Genomic DNA, 20,603 nt, shown 5'->3' on the forward strand with positions numbered 1-20,603 from the left:
GGTCTCATTTCTTCTGTCCCGGCCCCACGCCGGTGGCGGATGCGGATGCGGATGTGGTTGCCGTTGCGTACAGCCGCATCACGCGGTCGGCGGTGTGGGCGATGTGGTAGCTGTCGACGGCGGCGGGCACCGGCAACCGCCGTACGCCCGCGCCCTGTTGGGCGTGGAGCGCGGAGACGAGGTCCCGCGGGCCGGTGCCGATCCGGCGGGCGCCGGGCGCGCTGTCCGGCGGCAGGTCCTCGATCGCGGGGCACGCGGTGTGCAGCACCGGCAGCCCGGCCGCCAGCGCCTCGACCATGGCGAGCCCGAAGGACTCCTCGCGCGACGCGGACACGAAGACGTCCATCGCGGCCAGCAGCGCGGGCATGTCGGGCATGACACCGCTGCCGTCGTCCCCGCCCGCCGCGCCCACCAGATGCACGCGCGGCGCGACGCCGGTCGAACGGGCCAGCCGCAGCAGGGCGTCGTGCTCGGGCCCGGTGCCCGCGACGAGGAGATGGGCGCCCGGGACACCGGCCAGCGCGCGGATGACGGTGTCGAAGTTCTTGCCCGGTACGAGCCTGCCGACCCCGCCGATGACGAACGCCCGCTCGGGCAGACCGAGTTGGGCCCGCGCGGCGGCGCGCACCGCCGGGTCGAAACGGAAGCGGGCCGGGTCGATGCCGTTGGGCACCAGGTGGATACGCGGGTCGGGCACGCCCCACTCGCGCAGCCTGCGCGCGACCGTCGAGGAGACGGCGACGGTGGCCACGCCCAGCCGTTCGGTGGCCCGGTACAGCGCGCGGGTGCCACGGGTGAGCGGGCGGCCCTCGATCTGGGAGTCGCCGAGCGAGTGCTCGGTGGCCACGACCGTACGCACCCCGGCCAGCCGTGCGGCGAGGCGGCCGTAGACGCACGCGCGGTAGAGGTGGGTGTGCACGACGTCGTACCGGCCCGCCCTGATCTGCCGGGTGAGCCGGGGCAGCGCGGACAGGTCGCGGTTGCCGGTCATGCCCAGGTGCGTGACGCGTACGCCGTCGGCGCGCAGCGCGTCCGCGACCGGGCCGGGGTTGGTGAGGGTGATCACCTCGCTCTCGCAGGAGGCGGGCAGGTGGCGTACGAGCAGCCGCAGTTGCTGCTCCGCGCCGCCGATGCCCAGACCGGTGATGACGTGCAGGACCTTCACCTGGGCTCCTCCGGAGCGGCCGTCCCCCGGCCGGACCCCGGGCCGGACGGCGCGCCGTCCCGAACGCCGGACCGGCCGCCGTCCCGCCCGCCTGACTGCCCGCCGTCCCGCCCGCCGGGCAGGACGCTGATCCCGTCTCCCGGCACGGGCGTCGGCGCGGGCGCGGCGGGCGGCCCTCCGGCGGCCGTCGCCGTCCGCAGCTTGTGCAGCAGCCGCTTGGCGTTCAGCCGTCCCGCCGCGTCCCGTTGGCCGACGTACGCGCGCGGCAGCGCGAACGTCCCGGCGAGCGGGCCGGGGTCGACCGAGCACGCGTAGCGGTAACCGGCGCTGCGGGCGGCGGCCACCGTGCGGGCGTCGGTCGCGCCGTACGGGTAGCAGAAGCCGTCGGGCTCGTGGCCGGTGATCTCCCGCAACAGCTCGCGGCTCTCGGTGAGTTCGACGGTCAGCTCGTCCTCGTCGACCGCGGTGAGGTCCAGGTGCAGCAGGCCGTGCGAGCCGACCTCCATCCCGGCCGCCGCCGCCGCGCGGATGCCGTCGGCGGTCAACAGCGGCTTGCGCGGGCCCTGTTCGTCCCAGGCGTTGACGCCGCCGAGCCTGCCGGGCAGCACGAAGACCGTCGCGGTGTGGCCGTACCGGAGCAGCAGCGGGACGGCGTACTCCAGGAAGTCGGCGTAGCCGTCGTCGAAGGTCAGCCCGACCATGCGGCTCGCGCGTCCGGCTGCGTGGGCGCGCATCAACTCGCCGACGCCGACGCCGGTCAGGCCCCTGCGGCGCAGCCACTCCAGTTGGCGGCCGAGCCTTTCGGGCGAGACGGTCACCAGATACGGGTCGTCCCGGCAGTCGCCCACCGAGTGGTACATCAGCGTCCACGGCAGCGCGGCCTGCCGCCTGCGGCTGCGCGCGGCGCTGTGCGCGCGGGCCCGGTCGGCGGCGCTGTCGGGCCGGGGACCTGGGACGGGTCCTGAGCCGGAGCGGGCGCCGGAGACGCGCACGGGCGACGGGCGGAACGCGGTCGTCCGCGCGGTGGTGCGTACCGAGGCCGGGCCGCTGGGGGACACGGGCGCGGATTCGGGGGCCGGGCCGGGGGACGGCCTGCGTACGAATCGGAGGACGGATTCCGGCGCGGAGCCGGGCATGGCGTTCGAACTAGGCATGGGACAGCCTTCGTTTCGCTGTGGCGAGCAGGTGCGGAACCTCCGGCACCCGCACCGCGGCGGCCGCCGCGGCGAAGGTGACGGGCACGGCGATGCAGCACACCGCCGTCGCGGCCAGCGGATCGGGGATCAGGGATCCGAGGCCCCAGCCGGCGACGGTGGCCACCGCCGCGGCAAGCGTGATCCGGCCTACGCCGGTGAGGAGTTGGCGTGCGCCGATCGCGATGGTGTGCGCCGCGAGGCCGCGGACCAGCAGTCCGGCGGTCACGGTGATCCCGGCGGCGTTGCCCGCCGCGATGCCGTACGCGCCCCACGCGCCGACCGTCGCCGCGTCGGCGCCGATCGTGACGAGCAGGCCCGCGGACATGGCGGCGGCCGGGTACCAGGTCGGCCGGGCGGCCGAGAAGTACGGCCTGATGAGCGCGCCCACCAGGCTCTGGCCGAGCAGCCCGAGCGCGTACACCCGCATCACGGCGGCCGTCGCCGCGGTGTCGGAGGCGTCGAACGCGCCGCGCTGGAAGAGCACCTGGATGATCTGCGGGGCGCAGCCGATGATGAAGGCGGTGCCGAGCAGCACCACGACGCACACCACCGTCAGGTCGCGCTGCACCTGCCGTCTGGCCCGCTCCCGGTCGCCGCGGGCGAGCGCCTGCGAGACGACGGGGAAGGTGACCGTGCAGATCATCACCGACAGCACCATCGGCATCTGCGCCACTTTCTGCGCGTAGTTGAGGTGCGAGATCGCGCCCGACGGCAGGGGCGCGGCGAAGAACCGCTCGATCAGCACCTGGGCCTGGCGGCTGACGGTGAAGAAGATGACGGGCGCGACCAGGGCGAGGCCGAGCCGGGACGCCTTCGGCCGCGTGGGGAGTTGGGGGCCGGTCCGGACGCGGGGGGCCCGGTGGGAGCGGGCTCCGGCGCTCGCTCGGCCGCCTGCCGGGGCGGATTCGCGTGCCAGGGAGAGCGCTTCGGGCCCGGACCGGCCCGCGTTCCTCAACTGCCCCTCGCGCTGCGGCTGTTCGGGAATGGCCGCGGTCTTCGCCGGTACGGTCTGCCGCCCGGTGCGCAACTCGGCCAGAAACGCGGGCAGTTGGATGAGCACCATCAGCAGGCCGCCGACCGCGACACCGGCCGCTGCGGCCCGCGCGCCCCAGTGGGCGTGCAGCGCGAACAGCGTGCCGATGATGCCGACGTTGTACGCCACGTAGATCGCGGCGGGCGGCAGGAAGCGGCGGTGGGCGCGCAGCGCGGCGCTCAGGTACCCGGCGAGGCCGAAGGTGAAGACCGTCACGGCGGTCAGCCGCGTGCAGTCCACCGCGAGGCGGTGGTCGGTCAGTCCGGGCGCGAGCACGTCGACCACGAGGGGCGCGGCCACCGCGATGGCGGCTCCGACGGCGGCCAGCAGCAGCGTCAGCCGCGGCAAAGTGGCGGCCAGCAGGGCCCGTACGGGATCGCCCGTCCGCGCCGCCCGGCCGTCGGCCGCCCTTCCGTCCGCCCGCCTGCTGAGGGCGGCGGCGAAGGCCGGTACGAGCAGCAGCGCCATCGCGTCCTCGATCAGGACGGTCGCCGCCAGCTCCGGGACCGTCCACGACACGAGGAACGCGTCGCTGGCCGCCCCCGCTCCGAAGAGGTGGGCGATGGCCTGGTCGCGCACCAGCCCCAGCACGGAACCGGCCACCGACAGCACGGCGGTGACCAGGGCGGCCCGCGCGAGGCCCTTCGACCCCCGGTCGCCCCCGGAACCGGAACCGGAGCCGGAACTGGAACCGGAGCCGGAGCCGGAGCTCGGGCCGGATTCGACGCCGGTGTCGACGCCGCTTCTGGCTCCGTTGCCGTTGGTGTCGCCGTCGCCAGGAGCCGGGTCCGGGGCCCGGAGCGTACGGCCGGTCGGCGCGTCGTCCTCGTGGGCGGCGGTCGCCGCACTCGCGGTCATCGGCGGCGGCCGTCCGTGGCGTCGGCGCCGAGGTCCGCGTCGGCAGCGGCGTCCGCCGCGGGCGACAGCGCCCACCAGGCCGTCAGGCCGAGCAGCACCGCGGTCAGCACGGTGGAGGGCCCGCCGATGTCCGCGTAGAGGAAGTCGACGCACTGCCAGATCAGCAGCCCGACGGCGGCCAGTCCGCTCGCGGCGGCGCCCGGTGCGCGGTTGCCCGCGCGGCGGGCGCGCAGCAGACGGTCGGTGCCGCGGGTGAGGAAGGCGGCCCAGCCGCCGACGAGGAGAGCGAAGCCGATCAGGCCCTGCTCGCTGAGCGCGAGCAGATACATGTTGTGCGGCGACAGCAGCGGTTCACGGGTGAAGCGCTGCCCGGCCCCCGCCGTGTCGCTGCCCGACGACAGCGCGAGCGAGGCGTGCCCGTCGCGCTCGTCGGGGAAGCGCTTGAGGCCGACGCCGGTCGCCGGGTGCTGGCGCCACATGCTGACGGCGGCGGCCCACAGCGTGTACCGGTCGGTGACCGAGGGGTCCGGGTCCGCGGTGACCTGCGTGATGCTGCTGACCCGCTGCCCGATCATCTGCGAGCCCACGCCGAGCCCGCCGACCAACAGCACGGCGGAGGCGGTCAGTACGCCGAAGACGCGCAGCGCCTGACGCCGTCCCGACAGCACGATCATCGCCGCGCACGTGACGGCCGTGGCGATCCACGTACCGCGGCTGAAGGACACCGCCAGCGGTACGAGCAGCGCCGCCGCGCAGGCCAGCGCGGCGGGGCGCAGCCAGCGGGGCGCGCCCGCCGCGGCCGGTACGAGCGCGCAGCCGGTGGCGATGACCAGGCCGTACGCGACGACCGTCGCCATCCCCATGATGTCCGAGGGGCCGAAGGTGCCGACCGCCCTGATGTCCTCGCCCATGTAGGAGGCGCCGGTCGCGGTCGCGTACTGCCACACGCCGATCGCGCCCTGGACGAGGGCGACCGCGACGACGGCTCCCGCCACCACCGCGAAGTCCCGCCGGTCGCGCAGCAGCAGCACCAGCGAGGCGGGCACCAGCACGAACACCTGGGCGTAGCGCAGGAATCCGGCGAGTCCGGCCGCCGGGTCGACCGAGGTCATCGCGGACAGCGCGAAGCCGACGACGGGCGCGCCCAGCACCACCGCGGCGGTCGCGGTCAGCGGCCGTGCCCGGTCGCGCAGCAGCCGTACGGCGACGGTCAGGATGAGTACGGCGGAGGCGGCGTCGGCCGGGGTGACCTTGCCCGAGGTGCTGACGTCGCCCGTGCTGACCGGCGCCGCGAGCAGCAGCACGGTCGCCAGGGCGGGCAACAGCGGTGCCAGCCAGCGGTATCGGGCGAGGCCCGGGGGGATACGAGGGGCGCGTTCGGCTCGGTGCGCGGGCGCGGTGTTTCGCGCGGGCGCGGGCGTGGCGATCGTGGCCATGATTCAGCTCCCACCGAACCGGAAGAGCGAAGTCGCCGTGCGGGCGAGGATTCTGACGTCCTGCCAGAGCGACCAGCTGTCGATGTAGTGGTTGTCGAACCGCGCGCGGTCGGCGATCGAGGTGTCGCCGCGCAGCCCGTGCACCTGGGCGAGCCCGGTGATGCCGACCGGCATCCGGTGCCGGTCCTGGTAGCCGGGGTGGGTCTGGCTGAACTGCTCCACGAAATACGGGCGTTCGGGGCGCGGACCGACCAGGCTCATGTCGCCGCGCAGCACGTTCCAGAACTGCGGCAGCTCGTCGAGCGAGGTGCGCCGCAGCAGTCGGCCGACCGGGCTCACCCGGCGGTCGTGCGCGATGCTCCAGCGTGTCGCGGACTCGCCGGGGTCGGCCGGCCGCAGCGTACGGAACTTCAGGAGCGTGAACGGGCATCCGCCCAGGCCGATGCGCTCCTGCCGGAACAGCACACCGGGGCCGTCGGTCAGCCGAACCGCGAGGCCGCAGCCCGCGAGGACCGGCGCGAGCACCAGCAGGGCGGCCGAGGCGAGCACGATGTCGAGGGCGCGCTTGCCCCAACGGCCGGGCGGCGCGGGCGGATACGGGTCGAGGCGGCGGCACGCGAAGCCCCACAGGTGGCCGGGGGCCGCCTGGCCGTCGCCGGGGCCGGGACCCGCGGTGACCTGCCACACGCAGGCGCCCTGCGCGGCCAGCAGCCGTACCGTCGCGGTCGTACGCGCGTCGAGCGGCTGCGGTCCCGCGACGACCGCGTACCGCACCGAGTTCTGGATCACCGCGCGCGTGATGTCGCCGTGGCCGGTCAGCACCGGCAGGGGGAAGTCGTCGGGCGCGGTGCCGTGTCCGGGCCCCGGGCCCTGCTCCTGCCCCGGCACCTGGCCGGTGGCCGCGATGCCCACCGGGTGCATCCCGTACTCGGGATGCGCGTGCAGCACGGCGGCGACCTCGCGTACGGACCCGTCGCCGCCCACGATCAGCGTCGATCCGGGGTACAGCCGCGCGTACCGGCGCCGCGCGCCGTGCACGACCCCGCGCAGCACCCACTGGCCCAGCACGGTCAGCACGAGCGCCGTCAGCAACTCGCTCCATCCGAGGGCGCTTTCGGGCGCGGTCGCCGCGGCCGTCACGGCCACCAGGCCCCACGCCAGCGTCGCGCACAGCGCCAGCGCCGGCACCTCGTCCGACGCCGTCGGCGCGAACCCCGGCCGGTACAGCCGCGCCCTGCGCAGCGCCGGGACCAGGCACCCGAGCAGCGGCGCCAGCAGCAGCGGCCCCACATCCGCCCGCACCGCGAACGCGCCCATCAGCGCCGCCGCGCAGTCCGCCGCCACCAGCGGCCCCGCCACCCGCTGCCGAAACGCCCGATGCCGCGGTCGGGACACCGTCGCGGGCGTCTGCCGCGGTGCCGACGCGGGCGTCTGCCGCGACGCCAACACGGGAGCCCGCCCTCCGCCGTCGCCGCCCTGCCCCACGACCACCCCGAGCACCCGCCCGGCCGAGGACGCCTCAGCCGCCTGCCCGTTGCCCCGCCCGGCTGAGCCGGTCCCGGGCCCCGTGTCCAGCGCGACACCGACCCCCCGGTCCACGGCCCGCCCGGGCGCCGGGCCCGCAGCGGCTTCCGGCTCCTGGCCGCGCGTGACGGCGCGGGGGCGTTCCGGGGTGCGGGTGGCAGTCGCGGGGGTCGTGGACTCGGGGCGTGGGCCGAGGGTGAAGCGGAGGCTGCGGTCGCCGCCCCACCTCGGGGGTGTGCTGGACGCGGTGTCGGAGGCCGGGGCGAGCGCGAAGCTGAGCCTGCGGCCGGCGGCGCGCGCGGGCGCCGGTTCGGGCCCGCCCCCTTGGGCGCGGTCACCGCCCTGGCCGGGCGTCGCCGTGGTGTTCTCCGCAGCCTGGCCGACGACGCCCAGCACGCGCTCGCCACGGCCCCCGCTCGCGGGTGCGCGGTCGGCGGGGCGGCTTCCCGACACGGGCGCGCGGTCGGACGTACCGCCTCCGGAAGCGGGTTCGCGGTCGGCCGTACGGGCCGCGGGTGCGGGTGCACGGTCGGCCGTACGGGCCCCGGGTGTGGGTGCGGGTGCGCGGTCGGCGGGGCGGCTTCCCGACACGGGTTCGCGGTCGGACGTACGGGCCCCGGGTGCGGGTGCGCGGCTTCCCGACGTGGGTTCGCGGTCAGGCGTACTGCCTCCGCGGTCGGGCGTACGGCCCCCTGGCGCGGGTGCGCGGTCGGCGGGGCGGCCTCCTGAGGGGAGGGGGCGCCCGGTGGGGGTGGGCGGCGGCACGCGCGCGCTCTCCCACGTCATCGGGTGACCCTCTCGGTGGGGCGGCCCGGCTGGGGCAGCGCGAGGACGTCGCGGTAGAGGTCGGCGACGGCGGCAGCGGTTCTTCGTACGTCGTGCCGTTCGCGGACGTGCGCGAGCGCGCGGTGACCGGCGTCGGCGCGCCGTACCGGATCGGTGAGGAGCCTCAGCATGGCGTCGGCGAGGGCGCGTTCGTCCTCGGCCGGGACGACGGAACCGGCGGCGTCGGCGGGCGGCACGCTCTCGCGGGCGCCGCTGACGTCGGTCTGGACGACCGGCCGTCCGCAGGCCATCGCCTCCAGGGGCGCGAGCGCCATCCCCTCCCAGCGGGACGGCAGGACGACGACGTCGGCCGCGCGGTACCAGGGCGCGGTGTCCACGGTGCTCCCGGCGAACAGCACACCGGGCGGCGCGTCCCGCAGCAGCGGCCGCAGCGCCGGGCCTTCGCCGACGAGCACGAGACGGGCGTCCGGCAGCCGCTCGCTGACCCGGGGCCACGCCCTGAGCAGCACGTCCTGGCCCTTCTGCGTGCAGAGCCTGCCGACGCACACGACCAGCGGGGTGTCGGGCCCGAGGTCCGACAGCGCGGGCAGCGCGGCCCGCGCCGAACCGACGTCCGCGGTGGGCGTGAAGTGCGTGAGATCCACGCCGTTCGGCACGACCGCCCACGTACCCCGTACCCCCGCGTCCTGTCCCGCGCGCCGCTCCGCGTCGCTGACGCACAGCACCCGGTCGGCCCAGCGGGCGGCGTACCGCTCCCAGCGCAGCGCGGCCCGCGCGGTCGGTCCCGTGACGGCGTCGAACGACCAGGCGTGCGGCTGGAAGACGGTCGGCAGGCCGCCGCGTACGGCCAGCCGTACCGCGAGCCCGGCCTTGGCGCTGTGGACGTGCAGCAGGTCGGGGCGGACGGCGCGGATCAGCCGGGCGACGGTGCGGACCTCGCGCGGCAGGCCGGGCCCCGGCGAGCGGCCGGCCTGCCACCGTACGACGTGGCCGCCGGCCGCCGTGACGGCTTCGGGGAGCGCGCCGTGCGGCGGACAGGCCACCACCGCGCGCGTACCGCCGTCGAGCTGGGCCCGGACCAGGTCCGTGACGACGCGGGCGACTCCGCCCTCGACGGGCTGGGTCACATGGAGCACCGTCAGCCCGGCGAGTTCGTACTGGTGTTGCGGCATCGCGCGCCGTCTCTCTGTCCGTGACCATCTCCGTGACCGTCTCCGGTGGACCGACCGGGGCCGAGGAGAAGCCGATGGGTTTGCTGCGTGTCATGTGCGCGCCCGCGCGTTCGAGCGGGCTGCGTGGAGTCAACGAATCCCGTGCCTGTCAGGTAATCCTCGTGAAACAGGAATGCACGGTCGCAGACCTCGGCGCACGATTCACGTAAGGCGCGCGGCCCGCCGAGCAGGACGAATGTCTTATGACGATCACATGACCGGTGTTGACGAGACGTCAACCCACGTCACCGCCGTCACCCTTCCGATACGCCCTGGCGCCCGGCCTCCGGGGGTTCTATCCATTCGGGTGAAACATCATTACTAATCGCCTGGGAGCCGGTTGGTCAGTGCGACCCATGTAGACCCATGTACAGGGCAATCTCACCCAAGAAGGACCAACCGTGATCAAGAAGTTCCTCGCCACGGCCGCCGTCGCCGTCTCCATCGCGGGCGTCTCGGCGTCGGTGGCCCCCTCCGCGATGGCCATCGGTGACGACCACGGAACCACCACCGCCAACGGCAACGGTTCCGAGCAGAGCTACGGCAACACGTACACCAGCGGTTACATGAGCCCGTCGTTCGCGCTGGTCCAGGGCTCGCTCAACAAGCCCTGCCTCGCGCTGCCGCTCAAGGGCAACGTCGGCTCGCTGGTCGGCGTCGTGCCGGTCACCGTCCAGGACATCAACGTCCTGTCGTCGCCGCAGAACCAGCAGTGCACCGAGAACTCCACCCAGGCCAAGGGCGACGAGCCGCTGTCGCACATCCTGGACAACATCCCGGTGCTGTCCGGCAACGGTGCCGCCAACCACTGAGCCATTCCCCTGGCTCCGTACGGCCCCGGCCGTCGACTTTCCGTCGACGGCCGGGGCCGTACGCGTTTTCCGCGCCGGGATTCTGCTCCGGGCGGAAAAAGCCGAGCCATTCGAGTGGATGATGGAAGGCGCCGCACGCTGGGGAGTTGCTTACGGTCGGCACCCGTCGTTAGCCCGGTCGGTAGTGGTGTTCACGGACGCGGATTTCCTGTGTCCGGCCCGTACGAAGGACGTGCTGGTGCCAGACACCGCTCCGGAAAGGGAGCTCAACGTGAAGTACTCGAAGGTCGCGGCGGTCGCTGCCGGAACGCTCATGGCTGTGGGTGTCGCGGCCCCCGCGTTCGCCGACTCCGACGCCAGTGGCATCACCTCGCACTCCCCGGGCGTCCTGTCCGGCAACAGCATCCAGGTGCCGATTCACATCCCCGTGAACGTGTGCGGCAACACCGTCAACGTCATCGGTCTGCTGAACCCCGCGTTCGGCAACACCTGCGTCAACAAGTGACGAAGTGAAGTGACGTCGTCCTGTCAGGCCGTCAGGTTCTGATCCCGGACCGCCCCGGAGCGTGTGCGTCGCGCTCCGGGGCGGTCCGTCTTACGGGATGGGCACGGGACGGCCGCGGGACGTATTCGGCGCAGCCGAAGAACCGAGCGGAGAAAAGAAGTCGATGCGACACATCTTGAGCCGGAGCCTGCTCACCGTCGCCGCCGCCAGCAGCATCCTCGCGGCCACCGGGGGGTACGCCAACGCGGATTCCGACGCGCAGGGCGGTGCGTCCAACTCACCCGGCCTGCTGTCGGGCAACAGCGTCGAGGCACCGGTCGACGTCCCGCTGAACGCGTGCGGGAACAGCGTGAACGTCGTGGGAGCCGACAACGCCGCGCTGGGCAACCACTGCTCCAACGAATCGCATTCCCACCACCACACCGCTTCCGGCGCCCCCTCCTCCGCCCATTCGTCGGGCACCCAGGGCTCCGCGGGCGTGGCCTCAGGGAACTCGGTGCAAATTCCGGTCGACGTTCCGCTCAATGTGTGCGGAAACACCGTGGACCCCCTGGCGCTGCTGAATGCGGTGTCCGGGAATTCCTGCGACAACGACGGCACGGGCGCGCACGCGGTCACCGGCACCGACACCAGTTCGGTGCACACCGATCCGACGGTCGACGTCCGGAGGCTTCCGCCGGCTCCCGAGCCGAACCACGCGGTCCCCGCCGTCCTGGACGGGGTTGACCAGCAGTCGCTCGCCGAGACCGGCGTCGCCGGCGGCGAGTTCGGGGCGGCCGGGGCGACCAGCGCCGCGCTGCTGCTCGGCGGCGCCATGCTCTACCGCCGCGGGCGCGGACCGCGGGTCGCGCACGCCGCCGCCCACGGCGCGCACGCCGCGTCGGGCGCCCACGCGGCCTCCATGGCCCGTATTCGGCGCACGTATTCGTAACCCTGGGCAACGGAATTAATACGAGAATTGGGCGAGGCGGCTCTCACGTTCGGGTGATTGTCGAGAGGCCGGTTTACTCCTCGTTTCCGTTGCTATCCGCGGTCGTTGACCATGCCGACAGACACCGGCACTGAAAGGGTGGCAATGAAGTACTCGAAGGTCGCAGCAGTCGTGGCCGGATCGATGATGGCGGTCGGCGTCGCCGCGCCTGCCTTCGCCGACGGTATGACGGCGCCCGAGATGCCCACCGCGGCCACGATGCCCACCAGCATCAACGGCGGTGTCGAGCAGGCCCTGAACGAGCAGCCGCTGCAGCAGCTCAGTGACGGCCTCAAGGTCGACTCCGCGCTCCGGACGGTCAGCGCCGCCGCCGACCGCCTGCGCGGTGAGACCTCGACCGACGCGCTCCTCGGCCAGGCCACCTCCGCCACCAAGGATGCCGCCACCTCCACCGTGACCGGTGCGGTGCCCGGTGCCTCGCTGCTGGGCGGACTCCCGCTCGGCCGCTGACCCGGCCCCGGCTCCCCCACCTGCCGCGCGTCGGCTTCGGCCATCCTCGCGGCAGCACTCCGCCATCGGAGTGAATCGCCGGAACCAAACCCCACGTGAGCGGTTGATCAGATCGCTCCAGAACCGTGCAATCGAGCACCAAAAAGGGATTTCAGATGATCAAGAAGATGCTGGCCGGCGCTGCGCTCGCCGCCTCGGTTGTTGCTGTCGGCGTCACCGCCGCCCCGCAGGCCATGGCCCTCGGCGACGACCAGGGCACGACCACGGTGAACGGCAACGGCGCCGAGCAGAGCTACGGAAACACCCACACCGGCGGCACCCAGAGCCCGCAGATCGGCCTCATCCAGGGCACCCTGAACAAGCCCTGCCTCGGCGTCCCGGTCAAGGCCAACGTCGGCTCCATCGTGGGCCTCGTGCCGGTCACGGTCCAGGACATCAACGTCCTGGCCTCCCCGCAGAACCAGCAGTGCGCCGAGAACAGCAGCCAGATCAAGGGTGACGAGCCCGCCTCGCACATCCTGGACCAGATCCCGGTCCTGTCCGGCAACGGCGTGCACAACGGCTGATCCGCCCCCCACGGCTGATCTGCTCCACCGCACCGCACAGCGAACTGCCCGACCCGGCCGCACCGGCCGGATCGGGCAGTTCGTCGTTGAGAGGTGTTCCTAGCGCAGCGTGGACGCGTCACGGCGGCGGCTGACGCGGGTGACGTACCAGTGGACGAGCAGGCCGGTCGCCATGACGATCGTGACGATCTGGGACCACACGGCGAGCTTCTTGTCGTAGAACCAGACCGGCTCGTACATGTTGGGGAACGGGCCGTGCGCGCCGACGTCCACATAGCGGTAGAGCATCAGGGCGAAGAGGCCGCCCGCGGCGACCAGCCAGGCCAGGGCGGCACTGAGCGGGCGGCGCCAGACCAGGATGAGCAGGGCCGCGAACGACGCCATGCCCGCCTCGATCCGGAAGAGCGTGCCCTGGCTGATGTCGGCGGACACCGCGTCGTACTGGTCGGCGAGCTTGGCGTGCACATAGGCGTCCACGGCGAGCCCGGCGGCGGCGACGAGGCGTGCCGCCAGGTCGAGCGCTCGGCCGGTGGAGCTGACCCCGGCTGACGGCATGACGGATCCTCGTTTCCTCGTACGGCGCGTACCGGTCGTACGGCCACGGTGGGGGGAGCGGAACGCGCGGTGATCCGACGGCGCGTCAGTTCACGGTGAGCGTGCCCTTCATGAACTGGTGGATCGTGCAGATGTAGTCGTACGTGCCCTTGGCCGAGGGGGCCTTGAAGGTCACCGTCTTGCCCGGCGCGATGTCGTTGGTGTTGAACTGGCCGCTCTTGACCGAGGTGACCGTGTGCGCCGTCGAGTCCTTGTTGGTGACCGTCACGGTGGCGCCGGCCGCGACCGTCAGCGACGCGGGCGTGAAGGCGAAGTTCTGGATGACGATGGTGTCCGCGCCACCGCCGCTGGAGGCCGACGCGGAACTCGACGCGGACGAGGACGCCGACGTGGCAGCCGCCGACGTACTCGTACCGCTACCGCCGCTCGAACCCGAGCTGGAGCAACCGGTCAGGGCCAGCGCGGCGCAGGCGGCGGCCAGCAACGGCGCACGGCGTACGCGTACGGGAACGCGCGAAGGCACGCGTACGGGGACGGGAGCGGTGCGTGCGTGGAGCCGGGTGACGATCAACTCGGGCTTTTCCCTTCGGAATTCGGGCGAGGCACGGGACGGCCCGTGTGGGGGTGCGGGCCGTCCCGTACAGGTGGGGTCAGACGGTGAGCAGGGTCGGGCTGGCCGCCTTGTCCACGGGCAGGAAGTCGTCGGGGACCGGGTACTGGCCCAGGACGAAGTTGAGGATCGCGGCGTGCTGCGCCTCGACCGGCGCGATGGTGGCGGCGGTCGCGATCCCGGCGGGGCTGGTGACGTTGTAGGTCGCGAAGAGATACGTCTGCGCGGCCTGGTCCTCCAGTTGCAGGGCCAGCTTGGCGACGGCGCCGTAGGTCTTCGCCTCGCCGAGCGCCTTGAGGGTGGCGGCCTGGTTGGACAGCGGCACATTGGTGATGGCGGGCTTGCCCGCACCCGTGAGTACCGCGTTCCACGCCTTCGCGTGGTCCGCGTGCTGAGCCATCGCGGTCGTCACGAAGGTGGCGACGGCCGGCGGCACCGTACCGAGCTTGCCCGCCTTGGCCGCCTCCAGCGTCGCCTTGTAGGCGCCGACGGCCTGGTTCTCCAGCGCCGTCGCCAGCGCGACGACCTTCAGGTCACCGGTGTACTGGCTGCTCCCGGACGCCGACGCCGAGGCGGTCGGCGAGCCGCCGGGCGCACCGGTCGCGGAGTCCGCGGAGGTCTTCTTGTCGCTGCTGGAGCACGCCGCGAGCGCGAACGCCGCCGCCACCCCGCCGGCGCCGAGCAGGAAACGCCGCCGGGAGGCGTCGGCCACCCCGCCGCGCCGGTCGCTTTGTGCCTTCTCGCGCTGTTCCGCTGCGAGGTCCGCGGCCGCCGCACGCATCGCGGGCAGCGTGTCGCGGTGGGCCTCTTCCATGTCCTGGGTGAGACGGGCGAGCTCGCGCTCGCTGATCTGCAGCTCCCAGCCGTCGCGTGCGGTGGTCACTTCACGGCCCCCTCAGAGATCGGTGAAGCGTTCTTGGTCGGGTAGAAGGCGTTGGGGAAGCCGACGCTGCCTGCCGCGGCGGGCAGCTTGGCGACGTCCGTCGGGATGGCGATCAGGTCGCCCATGTTCCCGGCGAGCAGCGCCTGTACGGCCAGCAGCGTCGCGCGGTGCTGGGCCTCGACGGGCGCGACGGAGGCGAAGAGCTTGCGCAGGTCGCCGTTGCTGACCTGGCTGACGTTCTTCGTGTACGTCTGGGCCGCGACGTCCTCCAGCGTGATCGCCAGCTTCACGACGTCCGCGGGGGTCTTGATCGACGGCAGCGCCTGCTTGACCACGGCCGCGTACTTCGGGTCCGGCTGGTCCTGCGCCTTGCCGCCCGCCTGGGTGGCGGCGGAGTTGAACGCCTTCGCGTGCGCCTGGTGCTGCGTGGTCGTCTTGGCGATGAACGCCGCGATCGTCTTGTTGCCGTCCTTGATGAACGGCAGTCCCGCGGCCGTCTGGTAGACGCTGATCGCCAGGTTCTCGATCGACGCCGCCGTCTGCAGCGCCATGATGTCGTCGCTGGAGGAGGCCGCGGCGACCCGCGAGGTGTGCAGCAGAGCGGCGGCGCCCGCCACTCCGGCGACCGCTCCGCCGCGGTGCCACCAGCGGCGCGAGGACGCCGGCGCGGGCTGTGCCGCCGCGCGGAAGTCGTCCAGCGCGCTCGCGGTGATCCGCAAGGCGTCACTGTTCAGGTCTTGTGACTGCTCCGTCAGTTCTTCGAGCAGCCGGGTGTCGATGCGCTCTACGCCCATCACGCCCCATCTCTCACGGTGCCCGCTCTTGTGAGGGCACTCCTGCGACAGGTTCGTGGCGGCGGCTCATCCGGATTGGTCCCGTCCTCCGTACGGGCACCGAGACCACTCTTCCGGGTGACGGCAGGGGGCCGTTCCGCCCAGTAAAAGCGTCTGTACGGTGCGTGGCGGTACCGCCAGGTGTCACATCGGGCCCGTCCGGCGGGTCACTGCCGCGACGACGAGGTGACGGAGGTGGGTGGCCCGATGGACGAGCACGAGTTCCTGGCGGCGCGTTTCGAGGAGCAGCGCGGCCGGTTGCGCGCGGTGGCGTACCGGGTGCTCGGCTCCACCGGCGAGGCGGACGACGCGGTGCAGGAGACCTGGCTGCGGCTGAGCCGGATCGACGCCGACGAGGTCGACAATCTCGCCGGGTGGCTGACCACGGTGGTGGCCCGGGTGTCGCTGAGCATGCTGCGCTCGCGCGGCAGCCGCCGCGAGGAGCCGCTGGAGACGCCCTCGGGAGGCCCGGTCACGCGCGCCGCCGCGGCCGAGGACACCGACCCCGAGCAGCAGGCGCTGCTCGCCGATTCGGTCGGGCTCGCCCTGCTCGTCGTCCTCGACACGCTCGGTCCCGCGGAACGGCTCGCCTTCGTCCTGCACGACATGTTCGCCGTTCCCTTCGACGAGATCGCGCCGATCGTGGAGCGCTCGCCCGCGGCAACCCGTCAGCTCGCCAGTCGCGCCCGGCGCCGGGTGCAGGGGGTCGCCGTCGTCGACGAGGAGCGCTCCGCGGTACGGCGCCGCGCCGTGGTCGACGCCTTCCTCGCGGCCTCCCGCGGCGGGGACTTCGAGGCGCTCCTCGAACTCCTCGACCCCGATGTCGTGCTCCGGGCCGATCCCGCCGCCGCCCTGTCCGGCGCCACCTCCGTCCGCGGCGCCGCCGCCGTCGCCACCACCTTCCTCACCCGGGCCAAGGGGGCTCGCCGCGTCCTCGTCGACGGCGTCCCCCAGCTCGCCTGGATCCACGACGGCCGGGCCCGCGCCGTCTTCGCCCTCACCGTCAGCCCATCCGGGCGCGTCGCCGAAATTCACGTCCTCGCGGACGAGGCCCGCCTCTCGCTTCTGCGGGTCGTCGTCGTGGACGAGTGACCCTCCCCCGCGCCGCGAGGACGGTTCCTCTGCCGGGGGGGCGCCGATGGTTTTGGGGCGCGGCCCCTGGGCGGTTCTTCTGCCGGGTGCCGGGGCCTAGCGGGCGCGGTAGGCGTCGATCGCCGCGAAGGTCGCCTCCGGCTGCTCGATCTGCGGGAGGTGGCCCGCCTTCGGGACGACCTCGAAGCGCGCGTCGGCGAAGGCGGCGGCGTACGCGGCCCCGTACCCCGGGGTGAAGACGCGGTCGCTCTCGCCCCAGAGGACGAGGGTCGGGACGCGGACGTCGGCGAGCCGTTCGCGCAGGCCGGGGGTGTGCATGTACGGGTCGCCCGCGATGATCCGCATGGTGGCCATGTTCGCCTGGCGCGCGGCCAGTTGACCGGCCGGGAGGGCGGCGGGGTCCACGAAGAAGCGGTCGGGGTCGTGGAAGGAGTGCTCGGCCACGCCCCGCGCGTCGAGCGCGAAGAAGTCCGTCATCGGCTCGCCCTCGACCAGCACTCCGGCCGCGTCGATCAGGACGAGCCCGGTGATCAGGCCCGCGCCGTCCCGTACCGCCATCTCGGCCGCGATCCAGCCGCCGAGCGAGGAGCCGACCACCAGGACGTCACGCAGCCCGCGCTCCCGAAGCAGCTCCAGGTACGCCACGGCGAGGTCGTCCACGCCGTCGTACGCCTCGGGCCGGGGCGTGCCGTCCCAGCCGGGGAGGGTCGGGGTGAGGACACGCGCGGTACGGGCGAGGTGGGCGCCGAGGCCCGCGACGGTGAAGGTGCCTCCGCCGCCGTGCAGCAGCAGTACGGGGCGGGCGGCGGCGGCATCGGTCCCCGCGTCGGTGGGGCCGGTCTCGGCAACGGTGAGCTGCGATGGGGTCGTCATACCGTCGACTGTAACTAAGGATATTTATATAAGCAAGCTTAGTCGGAGTGTTAGGCTGTGCCCATGCCCGTTGAACTCCAACTCCTCGGACGAGCCGTCAAGCAGGCGCAGTACCGCCAGCACCGCGCCCTCGACAGTCGCCTGGCCACCGTCGGCACCACCCTCGCCCAGTGGGACGCCCTGCGCGCCGTCGCCCGCACGCCCGGCGCCTCGGCCCGCGACCTCGCCGCCGCGACCTTCCAGACCGAGCAGTCCTTCGGCACCCTCGCCACCCGCCTCGCCGACCGCCACCTCATCGACCGCCGCCCCGGCCGTGGCCGCCGCATCGAACACCACCTCACCCCCGCCGGCGAAGCCCTCCTCTCCGCCGGCCACCGCATCGCCGACGACGTCCTCTCCTCCGCCTTCTCCGCCCTCGACGACACCGAACGCGCCACCCTCCTCGCCCTGTTGCGCCGCATCGGCGAAGAACCGACGTGAGCCCGTGACCCTGTTACGGGTCACGGGCTCACAAGGCGCGGTCGCGTGGCGTCAACGACCCCTGCGGGTCAGTCCAGTTCGGTCAGCCGGGTCAGGGTGTAGCCGGCGATGCCCTGGCCGGCGGCGATCGCGTCGTCGTCCTTGACGCCCGCGGTGCCGTTGTTGGGACCGGCGATCGTCGTGTAGAGGTAGTGGTCGTGGACGGCGTGGGTCACCGCGCACGCGACCTTCTCGCAGAAGTTCGGGATACCCGACTTGTTGGTGAGCGGGATCAGTTCGCCCTTGAAGGCGCTGTTCACCGCGTTCGCCTCCTTGGCGCTGGGGAAGACCATCACGCCGACGGTCACCGACGACTTCGCCGAGGTGTAGGTGGCGAGCACGACCTGGGCGCACTTGTTCGGCCCGAGCGTCGGCCCGAGACCGCTGCGGGTGGCCTTCCAGCACGGCGCTTCGTGGCTGGTGGTCTTGCGCGTGAAGGTCTGGCCGTTGACCCGCGTGGACGTGTCGGAGAAGAGGTCCTTGCCCTGCATCGTGGGCGTCGAGGTGGCGCTCGGTGATCCACTCGGCGATCCGGTCGGTTCCGTGCTCGGCGAATCGCTGGCGACATCGCTCGGCTGGACGGCCGGCGCGGTCGTCTGCTTGTCCTTGTCGTCCTTGGCGACGGTGTCGCCGTCCTTCTTGGACCCGCCCATCAGGAACAGCGCGGCGCCGCCCGCCAGCGCGAGGACCACGACGGCGGAGACAGCGATGATCAGCATCCGCTTCTTGCGCGCCCGCTGCTCGGCCACGTGCTGGTCCGCGAGCGCCGACCAGTCGGGCTCGTTGGGGTTGGGCACATACGGCTGCGGATGCGGGATCTGCGGAACCCCGGGCCTGATCTCGTACGGAGAGCCCTGGTGGACCGGCTGCGAGAACTGGGTCGGGGGGAAGCCGTAGCCCGGTTGTGCCGGTCGCGCCGGTTGCGTCCGCTGCGCCGGTTGTACGGGCGGTGTCTGCCGCGCAGGTGGCGTCTGCTGCTGGTCGACCTGCGGTACGGCACCGTTCTGGTGCGGTATGCGAGGATCTTCCGGGGGCCCCGTGGGAGTACTCATGGCCGGAGGAGTTCGCCTTTCCCGTCACTCATTTCGGTGAATCATAGCGTCAGACAAGTACGCGGGGTGTCTTCTCCCCTTATTGGGGTGCATCGGGAGTGACCGGCCACGGGCTCAGAGTGAGGGAATCAAGTCCCTTCCGGAATGCGGCCTTGGTCTGCGGATTGACGTCGAAGCGGTAGTCGTACTGGCCGCCTTCGTCCACGCTGTGCTGGAACCACACGAAGCCGATCACATTGGGCGTCCGCTTGATCCAGCGGAAGAGGTCGGCGGTCCAGCCGGGTTGCTGCGGTCCCGGTGAACTGCCGGTCTCGCTCAGCAGGATCGGCTTGTGCGAGAACTTCGTGATCTCGTCCACCGTGGGCTGGATCACCTCGGTGGCCGTCTTCTCGCCGAAGCCGTAGCCGTCGACACCGATCCAGTCGACGTAACTGTCGCCGGGGTAGAGCGGCTTGAGCGGGACGCCGCGGGCGCCGCGGAGCGCGTTCGGGCTCCAGACCCAGATCACCTCGGTCGCGCCCACGGCCTGGAAGAGGTCGTGGATGTGCCGCCACGCCTTCACGTAGTCGCCCCGCGAGTTGCCGCTGTTCTTCTCGGACCAGGGGTACCAGTCGCCGTTCATCTCGTGCGCGAAGCGCAGGGCGATCGGCTGTCCCGCCGCTTTGACCTGGCGTGCGAATCGGATCACATAGGGGTCGAACGACCCCGACGCGATCTTCTTCAGTGAGTACTCCGGCTGGTCGGCGGCCCGTGACTTGGCGAACGGCTCCCAGGTGAGCAAGGGCACCGCGCCCTGTTTGTAACTGAGTTCGGCGTCGGCGGCGGAGAAATCCTCGTTCCAGCCCTGGTAGTACTCCAGCATTCGCGGGTGACGCCCCGACGCCACGGTCACGGCCGCGGTGGTCGCCCATGCCGGTGCGTGGAATGTCGCGACGCCGAAATAGACGCCTTTCGGATGCAGATACTCCGCCTTGCTCAGGGTTTTGGTGCGCGTCACGGCGTCTGCGGCGGATGTTCCGGAAGGCGTGGACTGTGAGGGATTGCCGGAGTCGTCGATGCGCTCCTGGCCTCCGGAGGAGCACGCGGCCAGCGGCAGCAGCAGGGCGCCCACGAGCGCGCCTGCCAGGGCGTTCACCAGGAAGGGCCGCCGCCGCGTCCCTCGTGTGAGCACATTCATTCCCGGCCATTCTGCTCGGCGAACCGTCACGGGAAGCATCTCATCAGACGAACCTATGGTCGTCTCTAGGTGTCCGGGCGGTGCGGCCGTGGCCGGTTCCACGAGCCGGGCCTCCGGGTCGGCCGGGCCGTCGCGCACCGAACCGGTGCGACGGCCGGACGGCCGCACGGGCGCGGAGGCGGGGAGGCGGGGAGGCGGGGAGGCGCGAAACGGGGAGGCGCGGAGGCGCGAAACGGCGGCGGGACGGGGTGAGTCACGGGCGGGACGGCAGTGACAGCAGTCCGATGGACACAGGACCTACACGACTGTGACCGGGATTTCACCGCTCCGGTCGTTTGTCCAGGTAATTCGCCGCCGGGCGGAACGGACTTGTCATCAGGGTGTAACACAGCTCACGCGACAGGGCCGTTGTGTACGTGGCAGAGGCGTTACTCAAGGTGATCCTGTGAGGGACGCTAAGGTTCATATGATAAAAA

19 protein-coding genes and 1 pseudogene are annotated in these 20,603 nt (G+C 72.6%); 7 read left to right on the plus strand and 13 right to left on the minus strand.

Translation table 11 applies throughout. The annotated features are described in order from the left end of the window. Positions 1-4: 4 nt before the first annotated feature. The 6 genes and pseudogenes from ACIO6U_RS12900 to ACIO6U_RS12925 form a co-directional block, all read right to left on the minus strand. On the minus strand, positions 5-1,165 hold the full coding sequence (locus ACIO6U_RS12900; protein ID WP_401718233.1) for a glycosyltransferase: 1,161 nt from the start codon (positions 1,163-1,165) through the stop codon (positions 5-7). 176 nt (positions 1,166-1,341) lie between these two features. Then, positions 1,342-2,025 (minus strand): annotated as a pseudogene (locus ACIO6U_RS12905) (polysaccharide deacetylase family protein); the annotation flags it as partial. Between the two features lie 286 nt (positions 2,026-2,311). Beyond that, positions 2,312-4,252: a murein biosynthesis integral membrane protein MurJ gene (gene murJ, locus ACIO6U_RS12910; RefSeq protein WP_401718235.1), complete on the minus strand. Its 1,941-nt coding sequence runs from the start codon at positions 4,250-4,252 to the stop codon at positions 2,312-2,314. Continuing rightward, positions 4,249-5,688 carry an O-antigen ligase family protein gene (locus ACIO6U_RS12915; protein WP_401718238.1) on the minus strand — a complete coding sequence of 480 codons (1,440 nt, stop codon included), beginning with the start codon at positions 5,686-5,688 and terminating at the stop codon, positions 4,249-4,251. Before ACIO6U_RS12915 ends, murJ begins: the two co-directional genes overlap by 4 nt. Positions 5,689-5,691: 3 nt before the next feature. After that, positions 5,692-7,665, minus strand: coding sequence for an exopolysaccharide biosynthesis polyprenyl glycosylphosphotransferase (locus ACIO6U_RS12920; protein ID WP_401718241.1), 1,974 nt, complete (start codon positions 7,663-7,665; stop codon positions 5,692-5,694). A gap of 329 nt (positions 7,666-7,994) precedes the next feature. Continuing rightward, positions 7,995-9,170 carry a glycosyltransferase gene (locus ACIO6U_RS12925; protein WP_401718244.1) on the minus strand — a complete coding sequence of 392 codons (1,176 nt, stop codon included), beginning with the start codon at positions 9,168-9,170 and terminating at the stop codon, positions 7,995-7,997. Positions 9,171-9,610: 440 nt separating this feature from the next. On the opposite strand from ACIO6U_RS12925, the gene ACIO6U_RS12930 reads away from it, so the two are divergent. The 5 genes from ACIO6U_RS12930 to ACIO6U_RS12950 all read left to right on the plus strand — a co-directional run bounded on the left by ACIO6U_RS12930 (position 9,611) and on the right by ACIO6U_RS12950 (position 12,533). After that, positions 9,611-10,021, plus strand: coding sequence for a rodlin (locus ACIO6U_RS12930; RefSeq protein ID WP_355336500.1), 411 nt, complete (start codon positions 9,611-9,613; stop codon positions 10,019-10,021). A 271-nt stretch (positions 10,022-10,292) separates the two neighbouring features. Continuing rightward, entirely contained in the window at positions 10,293-10,526 is a 234-nt protein-coding gene (locus tag ACIO6U_RS12935; RefSeq protein WP_355336751.1) for a chaplin, read from the plus strand. A 163-nt stretch (positions 10,527-10,689) separates the two neighbouring features. Beyond that, the gene (locus tag ACIO6U_RS12940; protein ID WP_391159056.1) at positions 10,690-11,457 is read left to right on the plus strand and encodes a chaplin family protein; all 768 of its coding nucleotides are present in this window, start codon (positions 10,690-10,692) and stop codon (positions 11,455-11,457) included. Between the two features lie 144 nt (positions 11,458-11,601). Beyond that, positions 11,602-11,967 (plus strand): hypothetical protein, encoded by a 366-nt coding sequence (locus tag ACIO6U_RS12945; protein WP_355336498.1) that lies wholly within the window; start codon positions 11,602-11,604, stop codon positions 11,965-11,967. A 155-nt stretch (positions 11,968-12,122) separates the two neighbouring features. Then, positions 12,123-12,533 carry a rodlin gene (locus tag ACIO6U_RS12950; RefSeq protein ID WP_401718248.1) on the plus strand — a complete coding sequence of 137 codons (411 nt, stop codon included), beginning with the start codon at positions 12,123-12,125 and terminating at the stop codon, positions 12,531-12,533. A gap of 99 nt (positions 12,534-12,632) precedes the next feature. On the opposite strand, the gene ACIO6U_RS12955 is transcribed toward ACIO6U_RS12950, so the two are convergent. The 4 genes from ACIO6U_RS12955 to ACIO6U_RS12970 all read right to left on the minus strand — a co-directional run bounded on the left by ACIO6U_RS12955 (position 12,633) and on the right by ACIO6U_RS12970 (position 15,375). Beyond that, entirely contained in the window at positions 12,633-13,088 is a 456-nt protein-coding gene (locus ACIO6U_RS12955) for a hypothetical protein (protein WP_401718251.1), read from the minus strand. An 85-nt stretch (positions 13,089-13,173) separates the two neighbouring features. Next, on the minus strand, positions 13,174-13,611 hold the full coding sequence (locus tag ACIO6U_RS12960; RefSeq protein ID WP_401718254.1) for a cupredoxin domain-containing protein: 438 nt from the start codon (positions 13,609-13,611) through the stop codon (positions 13,174-13,176). 127 nt (positions 13,612-13,738) lie between these two features. Further along, positions 13,739-14,581, minus strand: a complete 843-nt coding sequence (locus tag ACIO6U_RS12965) for a ferritin-like domain-containing protein (protein WP_401718257.1) — start codon at positions 14,579-14,581, stop codon at positions 13,739-13,741. Then, positions 14,578-15,375 carry a ferritin-like domain-containing protein gene (locus ACIO6U_RS12970; protein WP_355336493.1) on the minus strand — a complete coding sequence of 266 codons (798 nt, stop codon included), beginning with the start codon at positions 15,373-15,375 and terminating at the stop codon, positions 14,578-14,580. Before ACIO6U_RS12970 ends, ACIO6U_RS12965 begins: the two co-directional genes overlap by 4 nt. Before the next feature lie 246 nt (positions 15,376-15,621). On the opposite strand from ACIO6U_RS12970, the gene ACIO6U_RS12975 reads away from it, so the two are divergent. After that, the gene (locus ACIO6U_RS12975; RefSeq protein WP_355336492.1) at positions 15,622-16,506 is read left to right on the plus strand and encodes a sigma-70 family RNA polymerase sigma factor; all 885 of its coding nucleotides are present in this window, start codon (positions 15,622-15,624) and stop codon (positions 16,504-16,506) included. 96 nt (positions 16,507-16,602) lie between these two features. On the opposite strand, the gene ACIO6U_RS12980 is transcribed toward ACIO6U_RS12975, so the two are convergent. Next, entirely contained in the window at positions 16,603-17,379 is a 777-nt protein-coding gene (locus ACIO6U_RS12980; RefSeq protein ID WP_401718261.1) for an alpha/beta fold hydrolase, read from the minus strand. A 63-nt stretch (positions 17,380-17,442) separates the two neighbouring features. Here ACIO6U_RS12980 and ACIO6U_RS12985 point away from each other — a divergent pair, with 63 nt between their 5' ends. After that, on the plus strand, positions 17,443-17,859 hold the full coding sequence (locus tag ACIO6U_RS12985; RefSeq protein WP_355336490.1) for a MarR family winged helix-turn-helix transcriptional regulator: 417 nt from the start codon (positions 17,443-17,445) through the stop codon (positions 17,857-17,859). 68 nt (positions 17,860-17,927) lie between these two features. Here ACIO6U_RS12985 and ACIO6U_RS12990 read toward each other — a convergent pair whose 3' ends face one another. Further along, positions 17,928-18,950 (minus strand): hypothetical protein, encoded by a 1,023-nt coding sequence (locus ACIO6U_RS12990; RefSeq protein ID WP_401718264.1) that lies wholly within the window; start codon positions 18,948-18,950, stop codon positions 17,928-17,930. 79 nt (positions 18,951-19,029) lie between these two features. Then, complete coding sequence (locus ACIO6U_RS12995) at positions 19,030-20,127, minus strand: glycosyl hydrolase (RefSeq protein ID WP_355336488.1); 1,098 nt, start codon at positions 20,125-20,127, stop codon at positions 19,030-19,032. Between the last annotated feature and the right edge of the window lie 476 nt (positions 20,128-20,603).

Source organism: Streptomyces sp. NPDC087422, assembly GCF_044744145.1.
GTDB lineage: Bacteria > Actinomycetota > Actinomycetes > Streptomycetales > Streptomycetaceae > Actinacidiphila.